The following is a 24,559-nucleotide window of genomic DNA, read 5'->3' on the forward strand; positions in this document are numbered from 1 at the left end:
CGGGCGCCTTGGCCCCTATGTAGAACCGGCCCTAGGCCGTGGGCACGGCTATGGGGGCTTCAACTCTGTCTCCCAGCTCGCGGTTGAGGGCTGAGATCGTGTAAGCGGTCTCCGCGTCCTCAGCCACCACTATCAAATGGCTACCATGTATATCCAATCCCACGGCTATGGCACCCTGCTTCAGCAGCCTTTCGCGGAGGCGCTGGAGCCTCCGTGAGCCGGTCAGCTTTGCCAGCCTCTCGCTGATAGAGTCTATCATGTCTACTGGGTTATCCAGGGTGTCGTAGGCGGCCTTCTCTAGTGCTCCTATATTCGTGTAGACTGCCTCGGCCAGCCTCCTCTCCAGCGGCTTCTCCAGTCTCACCACGACTGCCCAGAGCCCGGATAGGTCGTATAACGGCATCACTGCAGTGCCTAGCACCGCCGTGCTGCCCTCCAGGGATGATATCAGGGTCTCCGTCCCCGCGGCTGGGCTGCGGAGCCTCTCCACCGGCAGCTTCCCCTCCCCCGCGTAGGCATCCATTACTACGCGGCTGAGCAGGCCCCCGAGCAGGGGGCTGGAGTAGTATAGGCCGCGGCCCCACACCCTGGCCTCGACGTCCTCAACCACCCCTACCATCCCCATGCCGCATGCCTGCGCTACCACGGGCACCTCTACCGCCACCGCTACTCCGAGGCTCGCCACCCGTGGAAGCAGGGTAAGCGACGCATAGGCCTCAAGCTCTATGCAGCGGGACGCCCCCGTGGCGGTCAGTATTATACCGGTGTAGATGACGAGCCTGTCATCCAGTGTCCCTAGCACGTCTGCCCCCCAGTGCGAGGCGCTTTAGCATTGACTGTAAGCTAGAAACGGGCGGGCTAGTAACACTGTAGTAGCACTACAATACTTCCGCCGGGCCCTGGGCTAGCCATGCTCCACGCTGACCCCTCGAGCGCCGAGGGCGGCCTCGTAGACTCGTAGGCCTAGCTCCCTCAGCTTCTCCGAAACCCTTGGAGCCTTCTCCCTCTCCACAAGAGCTATGGCTGATCCGCCCATGCCTGCTCCCGTGAGCTTAGCGCCTAGAGCGCCGCTAGCCCTGGCGGCCTGCACAGCCTTCTCCAGCTCAACATGCGAGACCCCCATGGCGTTCAGGAGCCCGTGCGCCACATCCATGAGGAGGCCTAGGCCCGCCGCGTCTCCACGGCGAAGCGCGCGCAGAGCCTCATCAATAATCCCCTCAGCCACCTCGAGCAGCTCTCGGCCCAGCCCCCCAAGCCTATGAAGCCTCTCCGTGAATAATCTAACAGCTCTCGCCGTGGAGCGCTTCACCCCGGTGTCTATGACTACTACAACCACGTCGCCAAGTCCGCCGAAATCCAGCGGCATAGGCGTCTCGCCACGCCTATAGAGAAGGAACCCGCCGTACGAGGATACCGTGTTGTCGACCCCGCTAGGGTTCCCATGGACCAGCTTCTCGCTCTCAAAAGCCGCGCGTGAGACAAGCTCCGGTGCCACCTCGAGGCCGGCTACGCACGCGTAAGCCGCTGAGGCAGAGACCGCTACCGCTGCACTGCTCCCCAGCCCCGCGCCCACCGGTATCTCAGAGTCTATGATGAGCCTGGCGGGCCACAGCCTGCCGCTAGACCTGGCGCTCGATATGTACTCGAACGCCTTCCTAAGGCTACAGAAGACCTGGCAGCCGTGCAAGACGTCTTCACGGACCCCGAGATTGACGGACTCCACCACCACACCATCATCAGCAGGCTCGGCGTACGCGCGGGAATAGAGCCCTACCGCAGCGGCAAGCGCCCTACCCCCATGGACGACCCAGTGCTCGCCAAAGAGTATGACCTTCGCGGGAGCCCTGGCGCGGCACCTCAAGAGCCAGACCCTGCCCCCCTCCAGCGCCCGGGGAGCAGGGAGTACCCAATTAGGGTACAGAAACTCTAATACCCAGGCCTCGCGGGGCCCGCAGCTGGGGCCCACCCAGGAGGGGAGCCGGGAAGGCACCCCAGCAGTGAAAAAAGCGCGGGAGTGGCCCCACCCCCAGCGCTGCCTTGGTGCTAGCTGCATATCGGGTAGTCGTCTGGGACCTTGGCGCGGAAGTACTTGCCTGTCTCGGGGCTCTTGAATAGGCCTATCTTTACTCCCTTCCTCCCCCTGGGGGCTAGCTGCCACACCTTGATCGGCACCAGCTCCGCCTCCTTGCCGGTCGTGGGGTCACGAACCCTCACAGCCTTCTCACACGCCAAGCACAAACACCCCCACTAACTCCCCTTACTCCGGTAGTAGAGTGCTCTTCCACTCTTTTATAGGCTTTACTTTGGGGGCCGCTAGAGGAGTTTCCTACCCCTCCGGCACGCACTAGGAATACATTTGTATTACCGGGGAGCCTGGGCACAGCGCTCCGGAATAGAGCCAGCCCAGTATTATCACCAGCCCAGTGCTAGGCGGGACCGGCAGGCCCGGTAACGCACGCAGAGAGGCCAGCGGGAGTTTATTACTAAAGCCTCCAGCAGCGGCGAGCCCTCTTTTACCCAGGACGCCTTGAGGTGCGGCAGCGTGGGTGCCAAGCCTTCGTCTGGGCAGAGCTTCCTACCTAGGATAAAGGAGAAGCGATGGAGCAAGGAGCTGGAGAAGGAGCTCCTAGAGAAGTGGAGCGAGGAGCGTCTCTACGAATTCGACCCGGACCGTGAGGGACCCGTGCTGGTAATCGACACCCCACCGCCCTATCCTAGCGGCAAGTGGCATGTGGGCGGGGCGGCGCACTACGCTCAGATAGACATGATTGCACGCTACTTCCGTATGAAGGGCTGGAACGTGTTCGTGCCCTGGTATGCCGACCGTAATGGACTACCGGTAGAGGTTACAATCGAGAAGAAGTATAACATTCTAGCACACGAGATGGCCAAGACCAAGGAGGGTCGTAAGAAGTTCCTAGAGCTCTGCAGCCAAGAGCTTGACAGGGTTGAGGAAGAGCTCGTGAGGATATGGAGAGGGCTGGGCTGCAGCTTCACCTACATAAGGAACGGCACCGACAGCCCTGAGTACCGCAGAATCACCCAAGCCACCTTCATAGAGCTCTGGAGGAGGGGGCTCATCTACGAGGACGAGAGGCCGGTCAACTGGTGTCCCCGATGCCGCACCTCGCTCAGCGAGGCTGAGATAGAGCACCGCGAGGAGGACTCCTACCTCTACTACGTAAAGTGGAGGGTAAAGGAGACCGGGGAGGAGATACTGATAGCCACGACGAGGCCCGAGCTGATAGGCGCAGCGCGGGCGGTGGTATACAACCCCGAGGATGAGCGCTACAAGAGGCTAAAGGGGCTCCACGCAATTGTACCTATCTACGAGTACGAGGTGCCTATACTCGAGCACCCAGCCGCCAAGCCCGACTTCGGCACCGGGCTTGTGATGGTGAGCAGCTATGGCGACTGGACAGACGTCCAGATGATAAAGGACCTCGGGCTGGAGCCCAAGGTGATAATAAACCAGGACGGCACAATGAACGAGAAGGCAGGGTTCCTCAAAGGCCTGCCCGTACGCGAAGCCAGGCGCCGCATGGTGGAGGAGCTGGAGAAGAGGGGCCTCATAGCGAAGAAGGAGCTGATACGCCACAGCGTCCCCGTATGCTGGCGCTGCAAAACCCCCGTCGAGATAGTACATGTGCGCGAGTACTTCCTAAAGCAGCTCGAGTTCCAGGACAAGCTGCGCGAGATAGTCAAGAAGATGCACTTTAAGCCGGAGAAGCACCGGCAGAAGCTACTGGACTGGATAGACAGCCTGAAGATGGATTGGCCCATATCCCGCACAAGGTACTATGGCACCGAGATCCCCATCTGGACCTGCCGTCGGTGTGGAGCAAAGCTCGTCCCAGAGCCTGGCCGCTACTACCGCCCCTGGCTAGAGGAGCCGCCGTGGGAGCGCTGCCCACGCTGCGGGGCCCCACGAAGCGAGCTAGAAGGCGAGACCAGGGTGTTCGATACATGGTTCGACTCGAGCATAAGCGTGCTCTATGCTTCCGGCTACATGAGGAACCTCAAGCTGTTCGAGCGGGTCTTCTCCCGGGACGAGGAGCTACCATACACCCTGAGGCCTCAGGGAGTCGACATAATAAGGACATGGCTCTACTTCAGCGTGCTCCGCGTCTACCAGCTGCTCGGCAAGCCGGCGTTCCGCTGGGTACGCGTAACCGGCATGGGGCTCGACCCTAAGGGCAGGGCTATGCACAAGAGCCTGGGGAACGTGATAGACCCGGAGCCCTATATAGAGGCCTACGGTGCCGAGCCGTTCAGGTTCTGGGCCGCAGCGGCCGCCAGGCTGGGAGACGACTACCGGTTCAGCGAGCAGACGCTTAAGACCGGTAAGCTCTTCCTCACAAAGCTATGGAACATCGCCAGGTTCGTATCCAGCTTCCCGAGGCCCACGGACGGCTACAGGCTGAGGCCTATCGACCTAGTGTTCCTCGGGGCCCTCAACAACCTGATAAGGAGAGTAGACCACTACTACGGCGAGGAGCTGGACGTGCACCAGCCGGTTAACGAGCTCTATAACTTCACCTGGAACATATTCGCGGCCCACTATCTGGAGCTAGTGAAGACGAGGGCTTACAATAGGGAGGGCGAGTTCAGCGAGGAGGAACAGAGGGGGGCCTGGTTCACACTCCACACTATACTGGACGCCTTGCTGAGAATGCTAGCACCTATACTCCCCTTCATAACCGACGCGCTCTACCGCAGGCTCTACGGAGACTCGGTTCACCGGCAGAAGTTCCCCGAGCCCAACCCCGAATGGGACACAGCATACGCGAAGATGCTCGACAAAGTGCTCCAGCTGAATAGCGCGCTATGGACCTGGAAGCGCAGCCACGGCTACAAGCTGTCCCAGAAGGTCGAGGGCTACAAGCTATACCTGAGCAAGGAGATGGAGCCCTTCGCCAAGGACCTGGAGTACATGCACCGTATCGAGACCGTTGTAGGCGAGCCGCCCGAGACGGCGGAGAAGCTGACAGAGGGAGCCTACATAGCCGGGCTCCGAGGAGGCACTGGCGCCCAGAGAGGGGGGATGACTGGAGCCGAGCAGCTGAACCGGTGATGTATCGGATTTCGCCTGACCCTCCTTTCAAGATGCTACTTTAACCCCTTAGGAGAGCCTGGGGAGCCTGGAGCCGCGACGCCCGGGGGAAGAGGCCGCCGGCGGGCGGTGCAGTGACCCCGGGTCTCCCGGCCTTCAATATACCCTTGGGCTTTTAGCGCCGCCCCCAGCAGGCCGAGGAGAGGGGCCTAGAGCCCCTGGGTCAGGAAGGCTTCTCGTGCATCCCACCGGGAGCTGGATTATAGCATTCTTTCTGCATCGAACCCCCGGGATCCAAGGGAGGGATCCATGCGATGTCCCTGAGCCGCGAGGGGCTCCGCAGGCTCGACCGCATGCTGGCAGCCCTTAAGGCAACACCACGTACCGGCTGGATGCTCAGGGGCGTGCACGCTGCCATAGCCGAGAGCATTGCAGAACACATGTCCGAGGCGACAGTGCTAGCGCTAGTCCTAGCCGACTACATGAGCCAGCACGGGGTGAAGGTGGATCCCTTCTACGCGGCAGCTATATCGGCCGTACATGACCTCTCAGAGTCCGTTGTGGGCGATATAGTGAAGCTGACCGTCGACGCCATAGGAAAGGAGAGGAAGGAGAAGCTTGAGCTGAAAGTAGCCAGCGAGCTGCTCGGCAACGATAGTGTAGTATACAAGCTGATGATGGAGTATGTGGAGCAGAAGAGCTTAGAGGCACACGTAGCCAAGCTAGCTGAAACCCTATCAACGCTCCTGCAGAGCCTGAGATATATGAGCCAGGGCTTCACCGATGTCGCGGAGATAGCATGCTCATCCGCCAAGAGCATAGAGAAGCTCATACATGAATATGGTGAGATGGCTGTGCTAGAACCTCTAATACGAGACGTGGTAAAATCCGGAAAAGAGGCATGTAGCATCGCGGAGACCATGTAGCCCGTGGGCACGGCTGCCGCATAGCCACCCAATAATGTACATTTATAAAATAAATTGTTTTAAATGTTATTATAGAAAAAGGTCAAGTATTATCGTGCCTAACATGGGTCGCTCTCAAAGCTCTAGCTGCAAGAAGAATCTTGTAATTACTACTAGCCATGGAGGTTCTCATGCCGTGTTGCTGGGATCAGGCGAAGTTGGGCTGCACGTACAGCCTTCCCGGAGCTGTCCTGAAGCGATGTGGTAATATGCATGAGCAGTGTATTTCAATAGGTTGTCCATCTGTTTTATATGTTATGTAATACGCTGCCTAATTTACGTTGTGTAACCTCGTGGTTAGTTGATATAAGTGGTGTGGCACGTGGCGTCAGGCGATGTAGCCCTCTCCGGGTTGGGGTAGGGGGGCACCCGAGGCAGCATGAACCTCGCAACCCGGTATGGGCTGGCTGCTATAGAACACGTTGACCCTAGCTAGATACTTCGCATCTAGCTATGCTTAAGGATACACATTGCATATTGTTGTGTGGGTTATAGTGTATGAGAATAACTATACTGCTATGACGCGTGCTGGGGTCTAATTCTACTCTCTGCTAGCCCCTTCAAATAAACCGGGGATCATGCAGGTTACAGGACTATGAGGAGTGCCGGTCTGGGAGAAGCGGGGCTGAAAGCCTGGGGCTGGGTCAGCCTAAGGGTTGCGAGGGAGCTATAGCATTTATGAAGCCTCCCCGTGTGCTCAGCTCGATAGCTCGAGCGGCCGAGACTGGCTCGACGTGAGCCCCGAGCCGCTGAGCTAGGATGGAGAGGGCGTATAGGAGAAGCGGGACGGGACCCCAGACTCGTTTCCCGCGGAGACTCGCTAGGAGCTTGTAGTAGCGGGTTGCGAGGAACTTTGCTAGCTTCTGCCTAGCCTCCCTGCCGCTCTGGGCGAAAAATGTCTTGAGGCCTATGGCTAGCCTCCTAGCCCCTCTAGTGAGCCCCCTTGGGGATATGTAGATGTAGGCCACGTCCGCTGCGTTGAAGTACCTTCCCCGCAGCCTCGCCACGAAGCCGGCAAGCCTCTTCATTCTCTTGGCGAGCTGCTGGGGCGAGGTGGGCCTGGACTCCTGTGTCGACGAGTACACCGCCACCACGAGGGGGCTCGAGCCGGGCAGCTCAAGGATAAGTGCGTGAAGCCTCTTATCACCGGAGCTGTGCAGCGATACCGGCCTGGCCGGGCTTCTACCTGCAGCCTCTAGCACTCTCACCAGAGCACGGGCTCCCCCTAGGAGTGGTAGTAGCACCTCGTTGGCCTCGGCCAGCGCCCTGGCCCTCCTCTCCCTCGCCTTCATCCTGATCTCCTCAGCGCTCTCTCCTCAGGCTGTCTTCCCCGGAGAGCCCATGTATAGCAGCATCTGTATGGAGCGCCTACTGAAGCGGTGCCGGCGTGCTAGGCTGTACAGGAAGCCTGGGAGGCCCTCAAGCCCCGGCTCTGGCCGTGGTAGCACGTAGGAGGCCTCCCCTCAATCCTGTGCAGTTTAGCCTGTCAGGCTTAGGGGGAAGGCCCGGCCTGGTAGCATCATTATCCAGAGGAATGCCTGACAGGGTTAAGTTCGGGCTGGGATACCGGGCGCCGGAGAGGGCTGCCGGGGGCTCCGCTGGGGCCCTCTCCCAGCCTGGCTGTGAAGAATGGACCACGGAACGAGCCCTCCCGGGGCAGGGGCCCCTGGGGGCGGTGAGTGTAGTACCCCGCATCTCTGAGCCGCAGCCCCTTCTGCGTCGGCCGTGTGCCGCTATGCGGGACATTTGCTAAATTAGGGCATAGAGCGTAGGATGCCGGTCCGGGTGCATTGGAAGTGATGGAGGAGGCCTTGAAGAAGTATATTGAAGCCGGGCGTATAGCCAAGATTGTTAGGGACGAGGGCGCTAAGCTGATAGAGGCTGGCCGCAGACTGATAGACGTCTGCGAGCATGTTGAGAGGAGGACCCGCGAGCTCGGCGCAGCCCCAGCGTTCCCCTGCAACATATCTGTGAACGAGGTAGCCGCCCACTATTCTCCGCTGGTGGGGGACGAGTCAACCATACCGGAGAACGCTGTCGTCAAGCTGGATGTGGGAGTCCACGTGGACGGCTACATAGCTGATACTGCAGTGACCGTTGCGCTTGACGACAGGTGGAACCCCCTCCTGGAGGCGGTGCAGGAGGCTCTCTCAAAGGCCCTCGATGCAGTAAAGCCCGGGGTACGCTTCGCGGAGATAGGCCGGGTCATAGAGAATACTATCAGGAGTAGGGGGTTCAAACCCATAGTTAACCTGGGGGGCCATAGTCTTGCGCGCTACACTATACACGCGGGCGAGAGCATACCCAACGCCTATGACCCTATGACGCGCGGCCGCTTCTCTGCCGGAAAGGCGTACGCCATAGAGCCTTTCGGCACCAACGGCTCCGGCCTCGTGTACGAGGGAGACATAGTGGCTATCTACGCCCTCGTGCGTACTGGGCTCCGGCGTAGACTCGATAATGTAAGTAAGAAGGTACTTGCAGCTATACGCGATAGATTCAAAACCCTGCCGTTTAGCGAGAGATGGCTAGCCGACGTCGAACCCGACATCGAGAAGCTGCGTAGGAGTCTCAGGAAGCTGTCTCGTATGGGCTTTCTCGTTAGATACCCCATACTGATAGAGAAGGCTAAGGGTATTGTGGCACAGTTCGAGCACACCATAGTGATAACCGATGACGGGGAGGTAATAGTTACGACCAGTTGACCCCGCTTTACACTATATAGGGGCTAGGAGCTGTGTGAGGGAAACAGCGTCTCCCGCGTGTAGGTATATATGAGGGAGTATTGGCATGCCCGGGGCTGCCGCAGCAGCCTTGACCGGCTCTTCATCGGACATAGCCACCTGGATAATAGCAATAAGCATACTTATCTCAACGGTGCTCTCGATAATGGCGTTCTTCGGGGCCGCTCAGGGCCTGCAGCTGAGGATATGGAGGAGCCAGATAGAGTCGAGGCTAAGGATACTCGCCGGCTACCGGGACAAGGCTCGTGAAGAGGCGCGTAAGAAGCTTGAGAAGCTGGGGTCCAAGGATCCCGATGCGGTGCTGAACACTGTTATGGACTACTTTGTTATAGAGCCTGTATCCATAGAGCCCACGGATATAACCAAGAGGCTTGAGAGAATACTGCGCACGGAGGAGGAGCGGATAGAGGAGGTCATCTCCCGCAGCCTGCCACGAGAGGTTGACGATGCCGAGAAGAAGAATGTTGCAACCCTGCTAGTGATAGCTAATGCGCTAAACATGCTCTACAAGTACCTACGCCATATACTACTCCTGGGCGTGAAGACTAGAAATGCGATGCTCGTAGCGCAGCTGTGGATGCTGCTCCCCCTCTACATGAGGATAGCTAAGGCTTACTATGATGCAGTAGGTGTTGTGAGTAAGGGTGTGCCTATAGGCGATGCAGCCGGCCCGCTTGCGGCCTATAAGCTGATGAGAATGCTTGAGGTGGAATCGGAGCCGCGCGAGGTGACCAAGGACACTGTTTACAGCGTGCATAGGTATGAGGACCGGAGGGTAGTGATCGTGAAGGCCCGCGGCCCGGGGAGCACCGTGGGGAGGCCAGGGGAGGCTGTAGAGAAGATTGTGAGCGAGGAGCTTCAGGGCAACGTTGCCGCCATAATAACTGTGGATGCCGCTCTAAAGCTCGAGGGGGAGGAGACGGGCTCCATAGCTGAGGGCACTGGGGTTGCGATGGGCGATCCGGGGCCCGAGAAGATACGTATAGAGCGTATAGCTGTAGCCCATGGGGCCCCGCTCTACGCCATAGCTATAAAGATGGGTCTCGAGGAGGCTATAACGGCTATAAAGAAGGAGGTTGTGGATGGTGTCGAGAAGGCTGTAGAGCGGGTAAAGCAGCTGATACTCGAGGCTACGCGGCCCGGCGACACAGTGATAGTTGTAGGTGTTGGCAACACACTGGGTGTGGCCCAGTAGCTCTTACCCCCGGGGGTGGACCTCCATTGGCCGCCTGGGTGAATGAGCCTCTAGCCCTAGGCTATGTAGCGCTGCTGCTCACCGCGGCGGCTGTCGTAGCCTACATGTCCATAGCTACTGTGAGGAGGCGCCGTGAGGCCGGCAGGCGCATAGTTACCGTTCTCCGCTGCCTATCCTGCGACGGTGTTGTGAAGAGAGGGTTCCGTGAAGGAGACTACGTTGGTAAGATTGTGGACGAGGAGTGCCCTGCATGCGGTGGTAAGATGGTCATAGAGGCGATTTATGAGGAGAAGGCCGAGCCTATCTCGAATAAGATCCTGTGGGGATAGCTGGGCTGCGTAAGACTTAAATAGCTCAGGAGGAGCCCCACTGTTGCATGGCCCGACCCGGCCATAGCGGCCGGGCAACACCCGGACTCATGTCGAACCCGGAAGTTAAGCCGGCCGCGTTGGGGGATGCTGTGGGGTCCGCGAGGCCCCGCAGCGCCCCCAAGCCGGGATCGGGCCGCCTCGTGTGGTTGATCCCCCTCATTCTCGCTCATCCTGTGGCCGCGCAGCCCCTAGCGGCTCCTCAAGGGTTGAAGGGCTCCTGGGAAGCGCTTATACCTAGGGATCCGGTTTCCTGGCTTTCCTGGTGGTGCATGCACTCCGCCTATTGATGGGGTGGCTGTTATGGGGTATGTGCGCTGGCTTGGTCACTCGGCTTTCGAGCTCGAGATAGATGGTTACCGCCTACTTATCGATCCCTGGCTGACCAATCCTATGTCGCCAGTGGGCGTCAAGGAGTACAAGGGTAAGATTGACTTGATAATAGTTACCCACGACCATGCAGACCATCTGGGTGACGCGCTGGAGCTGCTTAAGCTAAACCCCGATGCAAAGTTCGCCGCGGTCTACGAGCTCGCTAACTACGTGGCCGAGCAGCTGGGCGATAGGAGTGGAAGGATAATTGGCGCTAATATAGGCGGGCCCCTGAAGCTGCCCGGCATCAGCCTAAAGGTTATGTTCTTCCCCGCGACGCACAGCTGCGGGCGTGGGACACCTACGAGCGTTGTAGTGTCGGGCAGGGAGGCCACGGTGTTCCACGCTGGTGATACAGGGCTGTTTGCCGAGATGCAGTTCATAGGCGAGCTCTACCGGCCGGATATAGCTCTGCTGCCAATCGGCGGGCACTTCACCATGGATGTGTATCAGGCCGCTAAGGCTGTCGAGCTGCTTAGGCCGCGTGTAGCCATACCTATGCACTATAACACGTTTCCTGTTATAGAGGCGGATCCACAGGAGTTCGCAAAGTATGTCGCGGAGAGGGGGCTGGAAACCAAGGTGGTGGTGCTGAAGCCCGGCGAGTACTACCGGTTCTAGAGCGCTTGGAGGGCCTAGGGCCAGGCCCTGCTTCCAGTTTTTAACCCCTAGTTGGCCCTGGGCTTGGCGTCCCGGGCCCCTTGTGTTGGGAGCGAGGATACCCGTTTCAGAGTCTGAGTACCGGCTTCTAGAGCGGCTTGTAGGCAGGGTTGAGCCGGGGAAGCCCTACACCACGGAGGCTCTGGCGAGGCTTACCGGCCTCGACCGCAGCCAGGTGGAGGCTCTGGCAAGGCTCCTGGCGGAGAAGGGGCTCCTGCAGCTGGAGGAGCGTGTCTCTGAGCGCTATAGGCTAACCGAGGAGGCTGAGAGGTACCTCCGCGAGGGCTTCCCGGAGGAGAGGCTGGCCCGCCTCCTAGCAGAGCACGGGGGGAGAATGCCTGTAGAGGAGGCCAGGAGGCTGCTGGGCGGTGAGTTCGGCATAGCTATGGCTAACGCCTCCCGGAAGGGTTGGGTACGCGTCGAGTCTGGTGAGATAGTCCTCGCCGCCGAGCCGCCTCTGGTTGCTGAGGAGCGTCGTCTCCTGGAGAGGCTTAGCCGGGGTGAGCGCGTCTCCGGCGATGACCTCAGGATGCTCCGCCGCCGCAGGCTGGTCGAGCCGGTGAAGGAGAAGGCGACGTTTATCACCCTGGAGGAGCCGCCGGAGAAGCTGCTCGGCAGGGTAGAGGTGGAGGTGGGTGCGCTAACACGCCGGATGCTCGAGACGGGCGAGTGGCGTAGGGTTAGGCTGCGCCGCTACAACGTCGCCGCCGAGCCGCCGCGCCTCTACCCGGGCCGCCTCCACTTCTTCCGCCAGCTCATAGAGCATATACGCGATGTCATGAAGGAGCTCGGCTTCGTGGAGGTCGAGGAGCCGCCGGTGGAGCTGGAGTTCTGGAACTATGACGTGCTCTTCCAGCCACAGTACCACCCGGCCCGCTCCCCGACGGACACGTTCTACCTGCGCCAGCCCAGGGAGGGAGAGCCGCCCCGAGAGCTCGCTGAGATGGTTAGGAGGGCCCACGAGGAGGGCCTCGCGGGGAGCCGTGGCTGGGGCTACCGCTGGGACCCATCCCGCGCGGCGAGGCTGATACTCCGGAGCCACACCACGGCCGTCTCGGCCCGCGTGCTCGCCCAGAGGCCCCGGCCCCCCTTCCGCTTCTTCTCGATAGGCAGGGTCTACCGGGTGGAGACGGTGGACCCGCACCACCTGCCCGAGTTCCACCAGGTGGACGGGATAGCTAGCGAGGATGGGGTAAGCCTCCGCTGGCTAATGGGCATGCTGGGGGAGCTGCTGGAGAGGCTAGGGCTCAGGGAGTACAGGTTCCGGCCAGCCTACTTCCCCTTCACCGAGCCCTCTCTGGAGGGCTACGTGCGCGTCGGCAGCCAATGGCTGGAGGTACTTGGAGCCGGCCTCTTCCGCCCCGAGATGCTCGCTGCCCTGGGTATTGACTACCCGGTAGCTGCCTGGGGTATGGGGATAGAGAGGCTGGCCATGGCCCTCTACGGGCTCAGCGACATAAGACAGCTCTATAGCAGCGACGCGCGCTTCCTCTCAACAATACCCTCAAGGTGGCGTCTCTATGCCGGTGCTCCGGTTTAAACCTGGCAGGGTGGAGGAGGTTTTCGGCGTAAGCCTCGAGAAGGCACTAGAGGTTATGGAGAAGCTCAAGATAGGGGTTGAGGTCGACGAGCAGGGCTACGTTGAGGCAGAGATAGAGGTAGATAGGCCTGACATGTACAGCCTAGAAGGCATAGCTAGGCAGGCCAAGGGGCTCCTCGGTGTAGAGACCGGGCTCCCACGGTACACGGTGGTGGAGAGCGGCTACCGCATAGAAGCCGGGGAGGTCTCCTCCAGGCCCTACATAGCCGGGGCCGTCATATGGGACGTCAACGTGGACGAGGACTTCCTGGAGGAGCTTATACAGTTCCAGGAGAAGCTGCATGTAAGCCACGGTGGCCGCCGCAGAAGGGTTGCCATCGGCATACATGACCTGGATAAGCTGCCGTCCAGGAGCCTTCGCTACGAGCTGGCAGGCGTCGGCGAGGTGAGGTTTCGGCCACTTCACCGCGACAAGGTGATGACGCTCAAGGAGGTCCTCTCAGAGACCAGCCAGGGGAGAGAGTACGGCTCAATATCGCTGGTGGACGGTAGGCACCCGGTCCTCTACTCCGGCGGCGAGGTGATAAGCGCACCCCCGGTGATAAACGCTGACTTGACGAAAGTGGAGCCTGGAACAAGGCACCTGTTCATAGATGTTACTGGCACTGAGCTGAAGCCGGTGCTGGACGTGTTATCCATATTGGCTGCGAACCTCGCCGAGAGGAGTAGGAGCCGGAGAATAGGCCTAGTGGAGGTACACGCCCCCTGGGGCAGGCTCAGCGAGCCACGGCTAGAGCCCTCCCGTATGGAGCTCGAGGTCCGCTACGCCTCGAGGATTATAGGCGTGGAGATGGGTGCGGAGGAGGCCGCCGAGGCGCTTAGAAGGATGAGGTTCGGCGCCACGGTGCTCGACGAGAGCCGCGTCATGGCTAGTGTGCCCCGCTACAGGGTGGACATACTCCACCCCGTGGACCTGGTGGAGGAGATAGCGCTCGCCATAGGCCTCGACCGGCTCGCCCCCGTGAAGCCGAGGCTCATGCTCCGGGGCCAGCTGCTCCCCGTAAGGGCCTGGGAGAGGGAGGCACGGCTCATACTGGTGGGCCACGGCTTTGTGGAGATGTACTCCTACAGCCTCACGAGCTGCAGGGACCAGGTAGAGCTAGCGGCCGTGGACCAGTCGAGGCTGGTGGTCATCGAGAACCCTGTAGGAGAGGGGAGCGGCTGCTACCGGGCCTCCCTCCTCCCCCAGCTGCTACGCGCCGCGGCCGCCAACCAGCACGCTGTGCCCCTCCGCGTGTTCGAGGCCGGCGAGGTGCTCCTGGCTGGCGGCGGGGACCCGGAGAGGAGGGTGGAGCACCGGCGTCGGCTAGCCCTGCTCTACATGGCTGAGAAGGCCGGCTACGAGGATATCCAGGCGGTCGTCTACAGCCTCCTAAGGCTCCTGGGCGATGAGATAGCTGAGGTGAGGCCTACGAGCCACCCCCTACTCATAGAGGGCCGGGCGGCGGAGCTGCGTAGCCGTGACGGTGTATACGGGGTCATGGGGGAGGTTAGGCCGGAGGTGCTGGAGAAGCTCGGCATAGTATACCCCGTAGCTGTCGCGGAGCTAGACTACACGGGGCTAGCCGAGCCAGGCGGGCCGGGCGCCGCTGTCCCCCGCCCCTAACACCCGGGCTCATAGCCCCCGCGTGGGGGCCTCGCTCGGGCTCTTCTAGACGGGGGTGACGGGGCGGCGCGGCACCCCGGCCCCTCCAGGGCCTGAGGGACACCCTGCCCAGGGTTTATTGAACAGTCGTCCGGGGCAGGCCCCCGGGGTCTGAGAAGGTAGAGAGGGGAGGCAAGCCGTGACGCCGGAGGAGAGGCTGAGGCTCATAACGCGGAACACCGTGGAGGTCGTCACGCTCGAGGAGCTGAAGGCCAGGCTTGAGGCCGGGGAGAAGCTGAAGGGCTACATAGGTTTTGAGCCCAGCGGCCTCTTCCACATAGGCTGGCTCGTCTGGGCCAACAAGGTAAGGGATATGATTGATGCAGGGGTTGAGTTCTATCTGCTCGCTGCCACCTGGCATGCGTGGATAAACGACAAGCTTGGCGGCGACATGGATCTGATACGCAAGGCCGCCCGCCATGTTATAGATGTGCTGGAGGCTATAGGGGTGCCCCGCTCCCGTGTAAAGGTTGTTGACGCCGAGGATCTCGTGTCGGACAAGGACTACTGGGCGATACTCCTCCGCGTGGCTAAGCACAACACCCTGGCGAGGATTAAGAGGGCGCTCACCATAATGGGGCGTAGGGCCGAGGAGGCTGAGCTGGACTTCTCCAAGCTTATCTACCCGGCTATGCAGGTGACGGACATATTCTACCTGGACGTCGATATAGCCCTCGGGGGCACCGACCAGCGCAAGGCCCACATGCTCGCCAGAGATACAGCGGAGAAGCTCGGCAGGAAGAAGCCTATAGCTATCCACACGCCGCTGCTCACAGGGCTACAGGGCATAGGGAGGATGAATCCCAGCGAGGTGAGCGAGGAGGAGCACGCGGTAAACTTCAAGATGAGCAAGTCAAAGCCCGACACCGCCATATTCGTCTACGACCCGCCAGAGGAGATCGAGAAGAAGCTGCGCCGCGCCTATTGCCCTGCCCGGGAGGTCCGCTACAACCCGGTGCTGGAGATAAACAGATACCTCCTCTTCTCAAGGCCGGGCTTCAAGCTTGTAATAGAGAGGCCCGAGAAGTACGGTGGCACAATAGTTGTTGAGAGCTATGAGGATCTCGAGAAGATTTACCGGGAGGGTAAGCTGCACCCGCTGGACCTCAAGAAGGCTACTGCTAAGGCGCTAGCGGAGATGCTCGAGCCCGTGAGGAGATACTTTGAACAGAACCCGGAGGCCCGGAGGATACTGGAAGAACTAAAAAAGGCTGCCATCACACGATAATGTTTAACGGAGACTGGTGGTTAATGCCTCACAGCCATTGCGGCCAGAAGGCCTCCATGTGAGGCCCGTGTAAGGCTCTCGCCCCAAATGAATGGGTGCTCCACCCCGAGGTGGCGGAGGGAGGAGCGCAGGATACACGAAGCAGCGCCAGGGTGTTGGAGTTGAAGTACCTTATAAAGGCGAAGGTGGAAGTAGAGGGCCTAGTAAACAGGCACGACATAATAGGCGCTATATTCGGACAGACAGAGAATCTTTTCGGAGAGGAGTTCGATCTCCGCGAGCTGCAAGAGAGGGGCCGTATAGGCCGCGTTCAGGTGGAGGTGCGGCACCAGGGCACTAAGACCTACGGCGAGATAACGGTACCCTCCAATCTCGACAGGGTAGAGACAGCGCTCGTAGCAGCGATGCTCGAGCTTGTAGAGAAGGTAGGCCCCTACAAGGCCAGGGTACATGTCTACGACATCATTGACGTTAGGGCGGAGAAGATAAAGAAGATCGTGGAGAGGGCTAAGGAGATACTCCGCATATGGTCCCTCGAGAAGACGCCGGACCTCCGAGAGGTCCTCAGGGAGATAAGCGAGTCGGTTAAGCGCGGCGAAGTCATATCCTATGGGCCCGAGAAGCTCCCGGCGGGTCCCGATGTGGACAAGAGCGACGAGATAATCATAGTAGAGGGTAGAGCCGATGTAATCAACCTGCTCCGCTACGGCTACCGGAACGTGATAGCTCTCGAGGGCGCCAGGGGTAAGATACCAGACACCATAATAAAGCTCGCCAAGACGAAGAAAGCCATAGCCTTCGTGGACGGCGACCATGGAGGCGACTTGATACTCTGGGAGCTCCTCCGCACGGCAGACATAGACTATGTTGCCAGGGCCCCGCCCGGCAAGGAGGTGGAGGAACTAACGGGCAAGGAGATAGTCCGTGCTCTCCGCAACCTTGTGCCGGCGCGCGAGTACCTGGCCATCCTGGAGCGTAAGCTTAAGGGTAAACCCGAGAAGCCGGTTGAGGCTAAGCCCGAGGAGAGGGAGGCCAAGCAGCCCGAGGCGGTTGCCGAGAAGCCTGCACCTCCTCAGCCTCAGCAGCCCTCGGCACCCGCCGCAGCCCCCAAGGCGGAGCCGGTAGTCCAGGTGGAGGTCGAGCGTGTAGAGCTGCCCGCTAACGTGGTGGAGGAGATAAAGAAGCTTAGCGGCACCCTTGAGGCAATCCTATATGACAGGGAGTGGAGGCCCCTGGAGAAGGTGCCGGTGAGAGACATATACAATGTGCTGGAGAAGATAGAGCCGGGCAAGGTCTACGCGATAGTCTATGACGGCATTGTAACCCAGCGCATGCTTGATCTCGCGTCAGAGAAGCAGGTGAAGCTGCTCATAGCCAACCGTCTAGGCTCGATAGAGCGCAGGCCTCCAGGGGTTAGCGTGCTAACCTTCAGCGACGTAGCCTCCTAAGGGATTCTCGCCCCTTGGCGCTCCAGGCACTACCACCCTCACTCTTCTTTTAGGAGCTTGTCTGCGCACCCGCGTTACGGGCTCCGTGGAGGCTTCTTCGGCCTCAAAGCTGTATGTTTGGCAGCAGCATCATCAGTGTTATACCCGACACTATTGATGCTACTAGCCTCCCCCGCTTCTCGCCAAGCCTTTCAACGGCTATGTCCCTCACTATCTGGGCGCCATCAGTTATGAAGAGGGGCGCGGCGTTAATCGCGGCTAGCCCTATGTTCACTAGGGCGGCGAGGATGCTAACGGTCCAGAGGGTGTAGGCAGTGCCGGCGCTCATGCCTAGGCCTAGTAGGGTCCTGGGTATCTCGCTCAGGTAGACGCCCACATGCTCGTAGCGCTCCCTGTCCCGCACATTGGGTGGTGCAGCGGGCTTCACAACAAGTATTCTCGCGCCGCTCGGCTTCACAAACTCGACCTCAAGCGTCACATTGGCCAGCGTGCCGCCGTTGCTCGCTCTCAGCCTACTCACGTACTCTATAAAGCTGCTCACTTTATCGAACTTTGTGCCATTCACTATTATTGCTTGGAACACGTCGCCGCTCTTTATGCCAGCCTTCTCGGCGAAGGAGCCGGGGCTAACCTGGAGTATAACTATGTATGTTCCGCCGTGCTGCAGGCCCGCGTTAACCCCGGCTATAAGGGCGAAGATTAATACGTTGGCTAGGATACCGGCCGCGTAGACCCTAAGCCTGCTTCGGAGAGGCGCCCTTGTAAGTTCCTCCTCGTCGGGCTCCACGAAGGCTGCGGGTAGGATGCCGAGCGCTATGAGGAAGCCGGCCGACTTTACCCTTATACCCTCGTACCTGGCCGCGAGGGCGTGTGAGAGCTCGTGAAGTATTATAGCCACGGAGAGCCCTGGAAGCAGGTAGAGGAAGGTCTTCAGGCCTATAGTTACTCCAGGTATTAGCGGCACAACCGGCGCGGCGCCCTGGGGGCGCCCGGCGAACATTCCGGCTATCCTGGATACCATAACCCGGTAGAACTCTATTGTGAGTGCGAACACTGCCAGCACGCCGGCGTCAAAGAGCAGCCCCAGCCACCTATACCTTCGGAGCCTTTCGAACGGGCTGAAGCCCGAGGGTATACGGAGCATGATCATCAACGGGGTGACTGTGAGTCTAGAGCCTTCCCCCAGTACTCTGGATAGGACTAGGGTGGCTGCCAGCCATGCTGCTAGGTAGTAGAGCAGCAGCTCCCCGGCGGCAGTCATGCCAGCGGCCCTGGCCTGGGTGGGGCGCGCCTTGGAGTTATAAGTAGCTAGGAAGCCATGGCGTCTAACGGGGCTGCGTGGAGCTGCTGCATTGCGCAGTGCCCGCGGCAGTCGTGGAGATGCACGAGGGGTAGCAGTATGCCCCGCGAGAAGGTTGAGAGACGGGGCGAGTACAGGGCCGTAGTCTATACCGAGGAGCACTGGAGGCTCCTTGAGAGCCTCCGCCGCGAGGCTAAGAGCGTGATGGAGGCCCTCGTTAGCCTTGGGCTGGCGCCCCTGGTGCACGGGAGTATCGCACGAGGCGACGTTCATAGGGATAGTGATATCGACGTCTTCATACCCTCGGTGGTGCCCTCCTACATGGTGGAGCTGGGGCTCGAGAGGGCGGGGCTGCGTATATCGCATAAGCTTATAGTCCAGGCCACTCCTCAGAGCACCCCTAAGGCCTACATAGCGCTCGACGCCTACGAGAAGAGAGTAGTATCGTTCCCCCTGGCTAAGCTGTCTAAGAGAGAATACGAGTTCTACTACTTTGGCGGAGCCCTCGACTATGCCGGGCTGGTGGCCGGGAGACGCGTCCCCGGGGTCAATAAGAGGCTAGTGCTGATAGAGCCTACACCGGAGGGGCATAGAGAATCACCCGTTATAGGCCGCGAGGCCGAGGTGGCTAGGGTGGTCGGGGTTAGCGTAGACACGGTGCTGGAGAGGGTCAGGGTGCTCACGCGCCGCGACGCGCTCGGTAGAACGGGTGTGTTTGTCAAGCACGAGCTTGAGCCCTGGGATAGCATAGAGGATGCTGTCCGCAGGCTTGCACGCGAGAACCCCCTGTTCCGCCGCGCCCTCCGGGCTAAAGGTTCGCCGCTGGTGTGAACGGCTTTGAGGAGAGTCAAGCTGGTCAAGGATGTATACTCCCTGGTGGGCTCCCTCCCTCTCGGCTGCATATACTGCGTAAGGGGCTCAAAGATAGTGGTGTTCATAACCGGGCTCTGTGACGATAACTGCTTCTACTGCCCGGTCTCCCCCGCAAAGCTCCACCACGACGTAATTACCGTAGACGAGGAGCCGGTTAAGTCTCTCGAGGACATAGTTCTCGAGGCATACCGTATAGGGGCCGACGGGGCCAGCATAACCGGCGGGGACCCGCTCGTAAGGCTTGACAGGACTGTCAGAGCCATAAGGCTCCTGAAGGACGTGTTCGGCGACGGATTCCACGTGCACCTCTACACGAGCGGCCGCTACGCCACCTCATCGGCCCTGCTCGAGCTCGAGCGCGCCGGGCTAGACGAGATACGGTTCCATGTGGTCGGAGAGTGGGTTTTGAAGCGCATAGAGGCCGCCCTCCACCTTCTAGAGCGGGTGCGGGTTGGCGTAGAGATACCGGTGCTCCCCGACAGGGTCGAGGAGACCAAGAAGCTTATAAAGAGGCTTGATGACATGGGGGTAGAGTTTATTAACCTAAACGAGCTCGAGGTGTCGGAGGCTAATGTGCGTCAGCTCATCCTGCGCGGCTACCTGCCGAGCCACTCGAGGCCCGTGGTCAAGGGCAGCCAGGAGGCGGCTATGGAGATAGTGAAGTGGGCGGCGGCCCATACGAGGAGGATAACCGTCCACTACTGCCCTGCCGTCTACAAGGATAGTGTGCAGATGCGTGTAAGGCTTATCCGTAAGGCCCTCCGCACGGCTAGGCCCTACGAGGAGGTCACGCCGGAGGGTATGGTGGCTGTTGTGGAGGCCGAGCCAGTGGGCCCGGCGCTGGAGCTGGCTAGGCGGGGGTACGGCGAGCTGCTGGGGGGAAGGGTGCTCCTCCACCCCGGGGTGGCGGTCCCCGGCGCGAGGCTGAGGAAACGCTACCCCGCCGTGCTAGGCGCAGGCCTTCCCTCCGAGCTGCAGAGCGTAGCGGAGAATCGCGACAACTCCCCCTAGCGACTTCACCCGCGCTCCGGCAGGGGCCTCGGCGCTCACGAAGTGTATCTCCGCCCTCGTACTATCGGCTAGCCTGAGCAGCTCATCGACCCTCCTCCGGACCTCCGGGTCGGGGTGGTGCAGCATCTCGTCGAGAACCAGCAGCTTCTCCACAGCGCCCATGGAGGCGGCCTCAAGCACCTGGTCGAGCGTGTACGCGACCCTACATGGCTCCTTGGCCAGGAGCCTCTCGAACTCCTCCATGAGCCTCTCGGCCTGAATTGCTGCAGCCTCTCTAAGCGCGCTCCTCATAACCCCCCGCCGGACCTCCTCCAACACCCCCGCGTGGCCCCCCATGGACACGTTGTCCGTGTAGAGCTTCACCCTCGAGGGCAGGAGGGGGTGGAGCCTCTCGGCCACAATATCCTTGAGCGAGCCTGGGCCAGCGACCACCACTAGCAGGGGATTCTCGCGCTCCACCACGCCCGCCACAGTCTTAGCTATAACGGCCACAGACTCCCTCAAAGCATCCTCCCTTGAGGGGTCATCCTTCCCGGGCAGGTGCAGGCCCCCCTCGGCCACCACCCTAACCCCCTGGCCCCGCGCCACCGCTACAGCGTACTCGTCGTAATCCACCGCAACTATCACGGCAGCGGGCTGCGGGCCTCTAGACTCTAGCTTCTCTAGCAGCGACCTCGGCCAGCCCTTGGGCTTTACTATTTCGAGCTCCCTCCCAACATCTATGCTCATGGTATGGTACTTGCCTAGCACACCGTACTTCTCAGGCCCCTCGACAACCACGCCTCTCACACGGAGCCTCGTAGTGAACGCCTGGAACTCCGTCTTCTCAACCCTAATGGTGAGCGTCATGGGCACCCTGCTGCTCCTACCCGAGCCCCTCTCGCCGAAGTGCACCTCGCGCACAGTGCGGGCCCTAACCAGGTCTCCCGGCTGGATGACTGTGTGGAGCACCCAGATGTCGTCAGTCGTCTCCGGCACAACCTTCACCGAGCCCCGTTTGAGATCCTTGGAGAGAATCTTCATTCCCCGCCAGCCCCCCTCTCAGCCATGGTGTCTAGGCCGGAATGACCTGTTGTAAAACAGTCCGGCCGGTGGAGCCCGACGAGCTTGACGAGGTCTACCGCATAGAGGCGGAGTCGTTCGACCAGCCCTATCCACGGTGGTATCTCGATCTGCTCTACGGGCTCAGCGGTGGTGAATACTTTCTCGTGTCCCAGGGCTCTGAGGGAAGGATCACAGGCTACATAATAGGTATACCTCTCTCCTCTGGCGCCTGCCACATAGCCTCCATAGCTGTGGAGAAGAGGTGCCGCAGGAGGGGTGTTGGCACGGCCCTGCTTCAGAGCCTAGTAGAGGTCTGCAGCTCTCGGGGCTACAGCTCCTTCGTGCTCGAGGTGGAGGCCGGCAACTATCCAGCGCAGAGCCTATATGCGAGAAGCTCCTTCAAGCCCGTCATGATAGTGCCCGACTACTATGGCGAGGGCCGGCACGCTGTGGTCATGGCGTTGTTGGGGGAGAGGCCCTGCTGCCTAGACGGCTAGCCGTCCTCATGCGTTAGCGGGCAGAGGCAGGCAATGATATACGATTATGTAGGGGCGGGTGGTGGTAGATTCTCCAGGGCAGAGCCAGCCCATGACAGAGACTATAGAGTTCGTGCTGCTAGACTCTAGCTACGAGATACTGGGGAAGGAGCCGGTAGTAATCCTCTGGGGGATAACGCTTGACGGTAAACGTGTCGTGCTTCTAGACCACCGCTTCCGCCCCTACTTCTACGCCCTCATAGCCCGGGGCTATGAGGATATGGTGGAGGAGATAGCAGCTTCCATAAGGAGGCTTAGTGTGGTCAAGAGTCCGATAATAGATGCCAAGCCTCTTGATAAGAGGTACTTCGGCAGGCCCCGTAAGGCGGTGAAGATTACCACTATGATACCCGAGTCTGTTAGACACTACCGCGAGGCGGTGAAGAAGATAGAGGGTGTGGAGGACTCCCTCGAGGCAGATATAAGGTTTGCAATGAGATATCTGATAGATAAGAGGCTCTACCCGTTCACGGTTTACCGGATCCCCGTAGAGGATGCGGGCCGCAATCCAGGCTTCCGTGTTGACCGTGTCTACAAGGTTGCTGGCGACCCGGAGCCCCTAGCGGATATAACGCGGATCGACCTTCCCCCGATGAGGCTGGTAGCTTTTGATATAGAGGTGTATAGCAGGAGGGGGAGCCCTAACCCTGCAAGGGATCCAGTGATAATAGTGTCGCTGAGGGACAGCGAGGGCAAGGAGAGGCTCATAGAAGCTGAAGGCCATGACGACAGGAGGGTTCTGAGGGAGTTCGTAGAGTACGTGAGAGCCTTCGACCCCGACATAATAGTGGGCTATAACAGTAACCACTTCGACTGGCCCTACCTAATGGAGCGCGCCCGTAGGCTCGGGATTAAGCTCGACGTTACACGCCGTGTGGGGGCAGAGCCCACCACCAGCGTCTACGGCCACGTCTCGGTGCAGGGTAGGCTGAACGTGGACCTCTACGACTATGCCGAGGAGATGCCGGAGATAAAGATGAAGACGCTTGAGGAGGTAGCGGAGTACCTAGGCGTTATGAAGAAGAGCGAGCGTGTGATAATAGAGTGGTGGAGGATACCCGAGTACTGGGATGACGAGAAGAAGAGGCAGCTGCTAGAGCGCTACGCGCTCGACGATGTGAGGGCTACCTACGGCCTCGCGGAAAAGATGCTACCGTTCGCCATACAGCTCTCCACTGTTACGGGTGTGCCTCTCGACCAGGTAGGTGCTATGGGCGTAGGCTTCCGCCTAGAGTGGTATCTCATGCGTGCAGCCTACGATATGAACGAGCTGGTGCCGAACCGGGTGGAGAGGAGGGGGGAGAGCTACAAGGGTGCAGTAGTGTTAAAGCCTCTCAAGGGAGTCCATGAGAATGTTGTGGTGCTCGATTTCAGTTCCATGTACCCGAGCATAATGATAAAGTACAACGTGGGCCCCGACACTATAGTCGACGACCCCCCGGAGTGCCCAAAGTACGGCGGCTGCTATGTAGCCCCCGAGGTCGGGCACCGGTTCCGTCGCTCCCCGCCAGGCTTCTTCAAGACCGTGCTCGAGAACCTACTGAAGCTACGCCGACAGGTAAAGGAGAAGATGAAGGAGTTTCCGCCTGACAGCCCCGAGTACAGGCTCTACGATGAGCGCCAGAAGGCGCTCAAGGTTCTTGCGAACGCGAGCTATGGCTACATGGGGTGGAGCCATGCCCGCTGGTACTGCAAACGCTGCGCCGAGGCTGTCACAGCCTGGGGCCGTAACCTTATACTGACAGCTATCGAGTATGCCAGGAAGCTCGGCCTAAAGGTTATATATGGAGACACCGACTCCCTCTTCGTGGTCTATGACAAGGAGAAGGTTGAGAAGCTGATAGAGTTTGTCGAGAAGGAGCTGGGCTTTGAGATAAAGATAGACAAGATCTACAAGAAAGTGTTCTTCACGGAGGCTAAGAAGCGCTATGTAGGTCTCCTCGAGGACGGACGTATAGACATCGTGGGCTTTGAAGCAGTCCGCGGCGACTGGTGCGAGCTGGCTAAGGAGGTGCAGGAGAAGGCGGCTGAGATAGTGTTGAATACGGGGAACGTGGACAAGGCTATAAGCTACATAAGGGAGGTAATAAAGCAGCTCCGCGAGGGCAAGGTGCCAATAACAAAGCTTATCATATGGAAGACGCTGAGCAAGAGGATAGAGGAGTACGAGCATGACGCGCCTCATGTGATGGCTGCACGGCGTATGAAGGAGGCAGGCTACGAGGTGTCTCCCGGCGATAAGGTGGGCTACGTCATAGTTAAGGGTAGCGGGAGTGTGTCCAGCAGGGCCTACCCCTACTTCATGGTTGATCCATCGACCATCGACGTCAACTACTATATTGACCACCAGATAGTGCCGGCTGCTCTGAGGATACTCTCCTACTTCGGAGTCACCGAGAAACAGCTCAAGGCGGCGGCTACGGTGCAGAGAAGCCTCTTCGACTTCTTCGCCTCAAAGAAATAGCTCCTCCACCCGGCTAGCTTTATTAAACGCGTAGGCACAAGCTCTCCGAGAGG

General features: G+C 59.8%; 20 protein-coding genes and 1 rRNA gene. 15 read left to right on the forward strand and 6 right to left on the reverse strand.

Annotation, left to right across the window (positions count from 1 at the left end):
• Positions 1 to 31 precede the first annotated feature (31 nt).
• The 3 genes from ACZ42Y_RS07165 to ACZ42Y_RS07175 all read right to left on the reverse strand — a co-directional run bounded on the left by ACZ42Y_RS07165 (position 32) and on the right by ACZ42Y_RS07175 (position 2,232).
• Positions 32 to 802, reverse strand: a complete 771-nt coding sequence (locus ACZ42Y_RS07165; protein ID WP_058370643.1) for a hypothetical protein — start codon at positions 800 to 802, stop codon at positions 32 to 34.
• A gap of 102 nt (positions 803 to 904) precedes the next feature.
• Complete coding sequence (gene mvk, locus ACZ42Y_RS07170; protein WP_070807888.1) at positions 905 to 1,861, reverse strand: mevalonate kinase; 957 nt, start codon at positions 1,859 to 1,861, stop codon at positions 905 to 907.
• A gap of 182 nt (positions 1,862 to 2,043) precedes the next feature.
• A complete protein-coding gene (locus tag ACZ42Y_RS07175) occupies positions 2,044 to 2,232 on the reverse strand; it encodes a chromatin protein Cren7 (RefSeq protein WP_058370641.1) in 189 nt (62 codons plus the stop codon).
• 310 nt (positions 2,233 to 2,542) lie between these two features.
• Between ACZ42Y_RS07175 and ACZ42Y_RS07180 the strand changes: the two genes are divergently transcribed.
• Together ACZ42Y_RS07180 and ACZ42Y_RS07185 are read left to right on the forward strand one after the other, a co-directional pair.
• Positions 2,543 to 5,074 (forward strand): valine--tRNA ligase, encoded by a 2,532-nt coding sequence (locus tag ACZ42Y_RS07180; RefSeq protein WP_058370640.1) that lies wholly within the window; start codon positions 2,543 to 2,545, stop codon positions 5,072 to 5,074.
• A 293-nt stretch (positions 5,075 to 5,367) separates the two neighbouring features.
• Positions 5,368 to 5,979 (forward strand): HD domain-containing protein, encoded by a 612-nt coding sequence (locus ACZ42Y_RS07185; RefSeq protein WP_058370639.1) that lies wholly within the window; start codon positions 5,368 to 5,370, stop codon positions 5,977 to 5,979.
• Between the two features lie 683 nt (positions 5,980 to 6,662).
• On the opposite strand, the gene ACZ42Y_RS07190 is transcribed toward ACZ42Y_RS07185, so the two are convergent.
• The gene (locus tag ACZ42Y_RS07190; RefSeq protein WP_058370638.1) at positions 6,663 to 7,310 is read right to left on the reverse strand and encodes a hypothetical protein; all 648 of its coding nucleotides are present in this window, start codon (positions 7,308 to 7,310) and stop codon (positions 6,663 to 6,665) included.
• A gap of 507 nt (positions 7,311 to 7,817) precedes the next feature.
• Between ACZ42Y_RS07190 and map the strand changes: the two genes are divergently transcribed.
• The 9 genes from map (at position 7,818) to dnaG (ending at position 17,278) form a co-directional block, all read left to right on the forward strand.
• Complete coding sequence (map, locus tag ACZ42Y_RS07195) at positions 7,818 to 8,723, forward strand: type II methionyl aminopeptidase (protein WP_464735794.1); 906 nt, start codon at positions 7,818 to 7,820, stop codon at positions 8,721 to 8,723.
• 85 nt (positions 8,724 to 8,808) lie between these two features.
• On the forward strand, positions 8,809 to 9,957 hold the full coding sequence (locus ACZ42Y_RS07200; RefSeq protein ID WP_070807819.1) for a DUF1512 domain-containing protein: 1,149 nt from the start codon (positions 8,809 to 8,811) through the stop codon (positions 9,955 to 9,957).
• A gap of 26 nt (positions 9,958 to 9,983) precedes the next feature.
• Entirely contained in the window at positions 9,984 to 10,286 is a 303-nt protein-coding gene (locus ACZ42Y_RS07205) for a hypothetical protein (protein ID WP_464735376.1), read from the forward strand.
• A 53-nt stretch (positions 10,287 to 10,339) separates the two neighbouring features.
• Positions 10,340 to 10,459: ribosomal RNA gene (gene rrf, locus ACZ42Y_RS07210) — 5S ribosomal RNA — on the forward strand.
• 169 nt (positions 10,460 to 10,628) lie between these two features.
• Positions 10,629 to 11,318: a metal-dependent hydrolase gene (locus ACZ42Y_RS07215; protein WP_058370634.1), complete on the forward strand. Its 690-nt coding sequence runs from the start codon at positions 10,629 to 10,631 to the stop codon at positions 11,316 to 11,318.
• 82 nt (positions 11,319 to 11,400) lie between these two features.
• Positions 11,401 to 12,897 (forward strand): phenylalanine--tRNA ligase subunit alpha, encoded by a 1,497-nt coding sequence (pheS, locus tag ACZ42Y_RS07220; protein WP_464735377.1) that lies wholly within the window; start codon positions 11,401 to 11,403, stop codon positions 12,895 to 12,897.
• The gene (gene pheT, locus ACZ42Y_RS07225) at positions 12,878 to 14,563 is read left to right on the forward strand and encodes a phenylalanine--tRNA ligase subunit beta (RefSeq protein WP_058370632.1); all 1,686 of its coding nucleotides are present in this window, start codon (positions 12,878 to 12,880) and stop codon (positions 14,561 to 14,563) included. Before pheS ends, pheT begins: the two co-directional genes overlap by 20 nt.
• Positions 14,564 to 14,741: 178 nt before the next feature.
• Positions 14,742 to 15,830, forward strand: a complete 1,089-nt coding sequence (locus tag ACZ42Y_RS07230) for a tyrosine--tRNA ligase (protein ID WP_058370631.1) — start codon at positions 14,742 to 14,744, stop codon at positions 15,828 to 15,830.
• Between the two features lie 161 nt (positions 15,831 to 15,991).
• Positions 15,992 to 17,278 carry a DNA primase DnaG gene (gene dnaG / locus ACZ42Y_RS07235; RefSeq protein WP_464735378.1) on the forward strand — a complete coding sequence of 429 codons (1,287 nt, stop codon included), beginning with the start codon at positions 15,992 to 15,994 and terminating at the stop codon, positions 17,276 to 17,278.
• 103 nt (positions 17,279 to 17,381) lie between these two features.
• On the opposite strand, the gene ACZ42Y_RS07240 is transcribed toward dnaG, so the two are convergent.
• Positions 17,382 to 18,539 carry a site-2 protease family protein gene (locus ACZ42Y_RS07240; protein ID WP_058370629.1) on the reverse strand — a complete coding sequence of 386 codons (1,158 nt, stop codon included), beginning with the start codon at positions 18,537 to 18,539 and terminating at the stop codon, positions 17,382 to 17,384.
• Between the two features lie 138 nt (positions 18,540 to 18,677).
• Here ACZ42Y_RS07240 and ACZ42Y_RS07245 point away from each other — a divergent pair, with 138 nt between their 5' ends.
• A complete protein-coding gene (locus ACZ42Y_RS07245; protein WP_058370628.1) occupies positions 18,678 to 19,409 on the forward strand; it encodes a nucleotidyltransferase domain-containing protein in 732 nt (243 codons plus the stop codon).
• A gap of 6 nt (positions 19,410 to 19,415) precedes the next feature.
• Positions 19,416 to 20,462 (forward strand): radical SAM protein, encoded by a 1,047-nt coding sequence (locus ACZ42Y_RS07250; RefSeq protein ID WP_058370627.1) that lies wholly within the window; start codon positions 19,416 to 19,418, stop codon positions 20,460 to 20,462.
• Here ACZ42Y_RS07250 and ACZ42Y_RS07255 read toward each other — a convergent pair.
• On the reverse strand, positions 20,400 to 21,485 hold the full coding sequence (locus ACZ42Y_RS07255) for an mRNA surveillance protein pelota (RefSeq protein WP_464735379.1): 1,086 nt from the start codon (positions 21,483 to 21,485) through the stop codon (positions 20,400 to 20,402). The two genes, ACZ42Y_RS07250 and ACZ42Y_RS07255, sit on opposite strands and share 63 nt — an antisense overlap.
• Positions 21,486 to 21,553: 68 nt before the next feature.
• On the opposite strand from ACZ42Y_RS07255, the gene ACZ42Y_RS07260 reads away from it, so the two are divergent.
• On the forward strand, positions 21,554 to 22,003 hold the full coding sequence (locus ACZ42Y_RS07260) for a GNAT family N-acetyltransferase (RefSeq protein WP_058370625.1): 450 nt from the start codon (positions 21,554 to 21,556) through the stop codon (positions 22,001 to 22,003).
• 91 nt (positions 22,004 to 22,094) lie between these two features.
• Positions 22,095 to 24,506, forward strand: a complete 2,412-nt coding sequence (locus ACZ42Y_RS07265) for a DNA-directed DNA polymerase (RefSeq protein WP_464735380.1) — start codon at positions 22,095 to 22,097, stop codon at positions 24,504 to 24,506.
• The last annotated feature ends 53 nt before the right edge of the window (positions 24,507 to 24,559 follow it).

This window comes from Pyrodictium brockii (assembly GCF_055379715.1).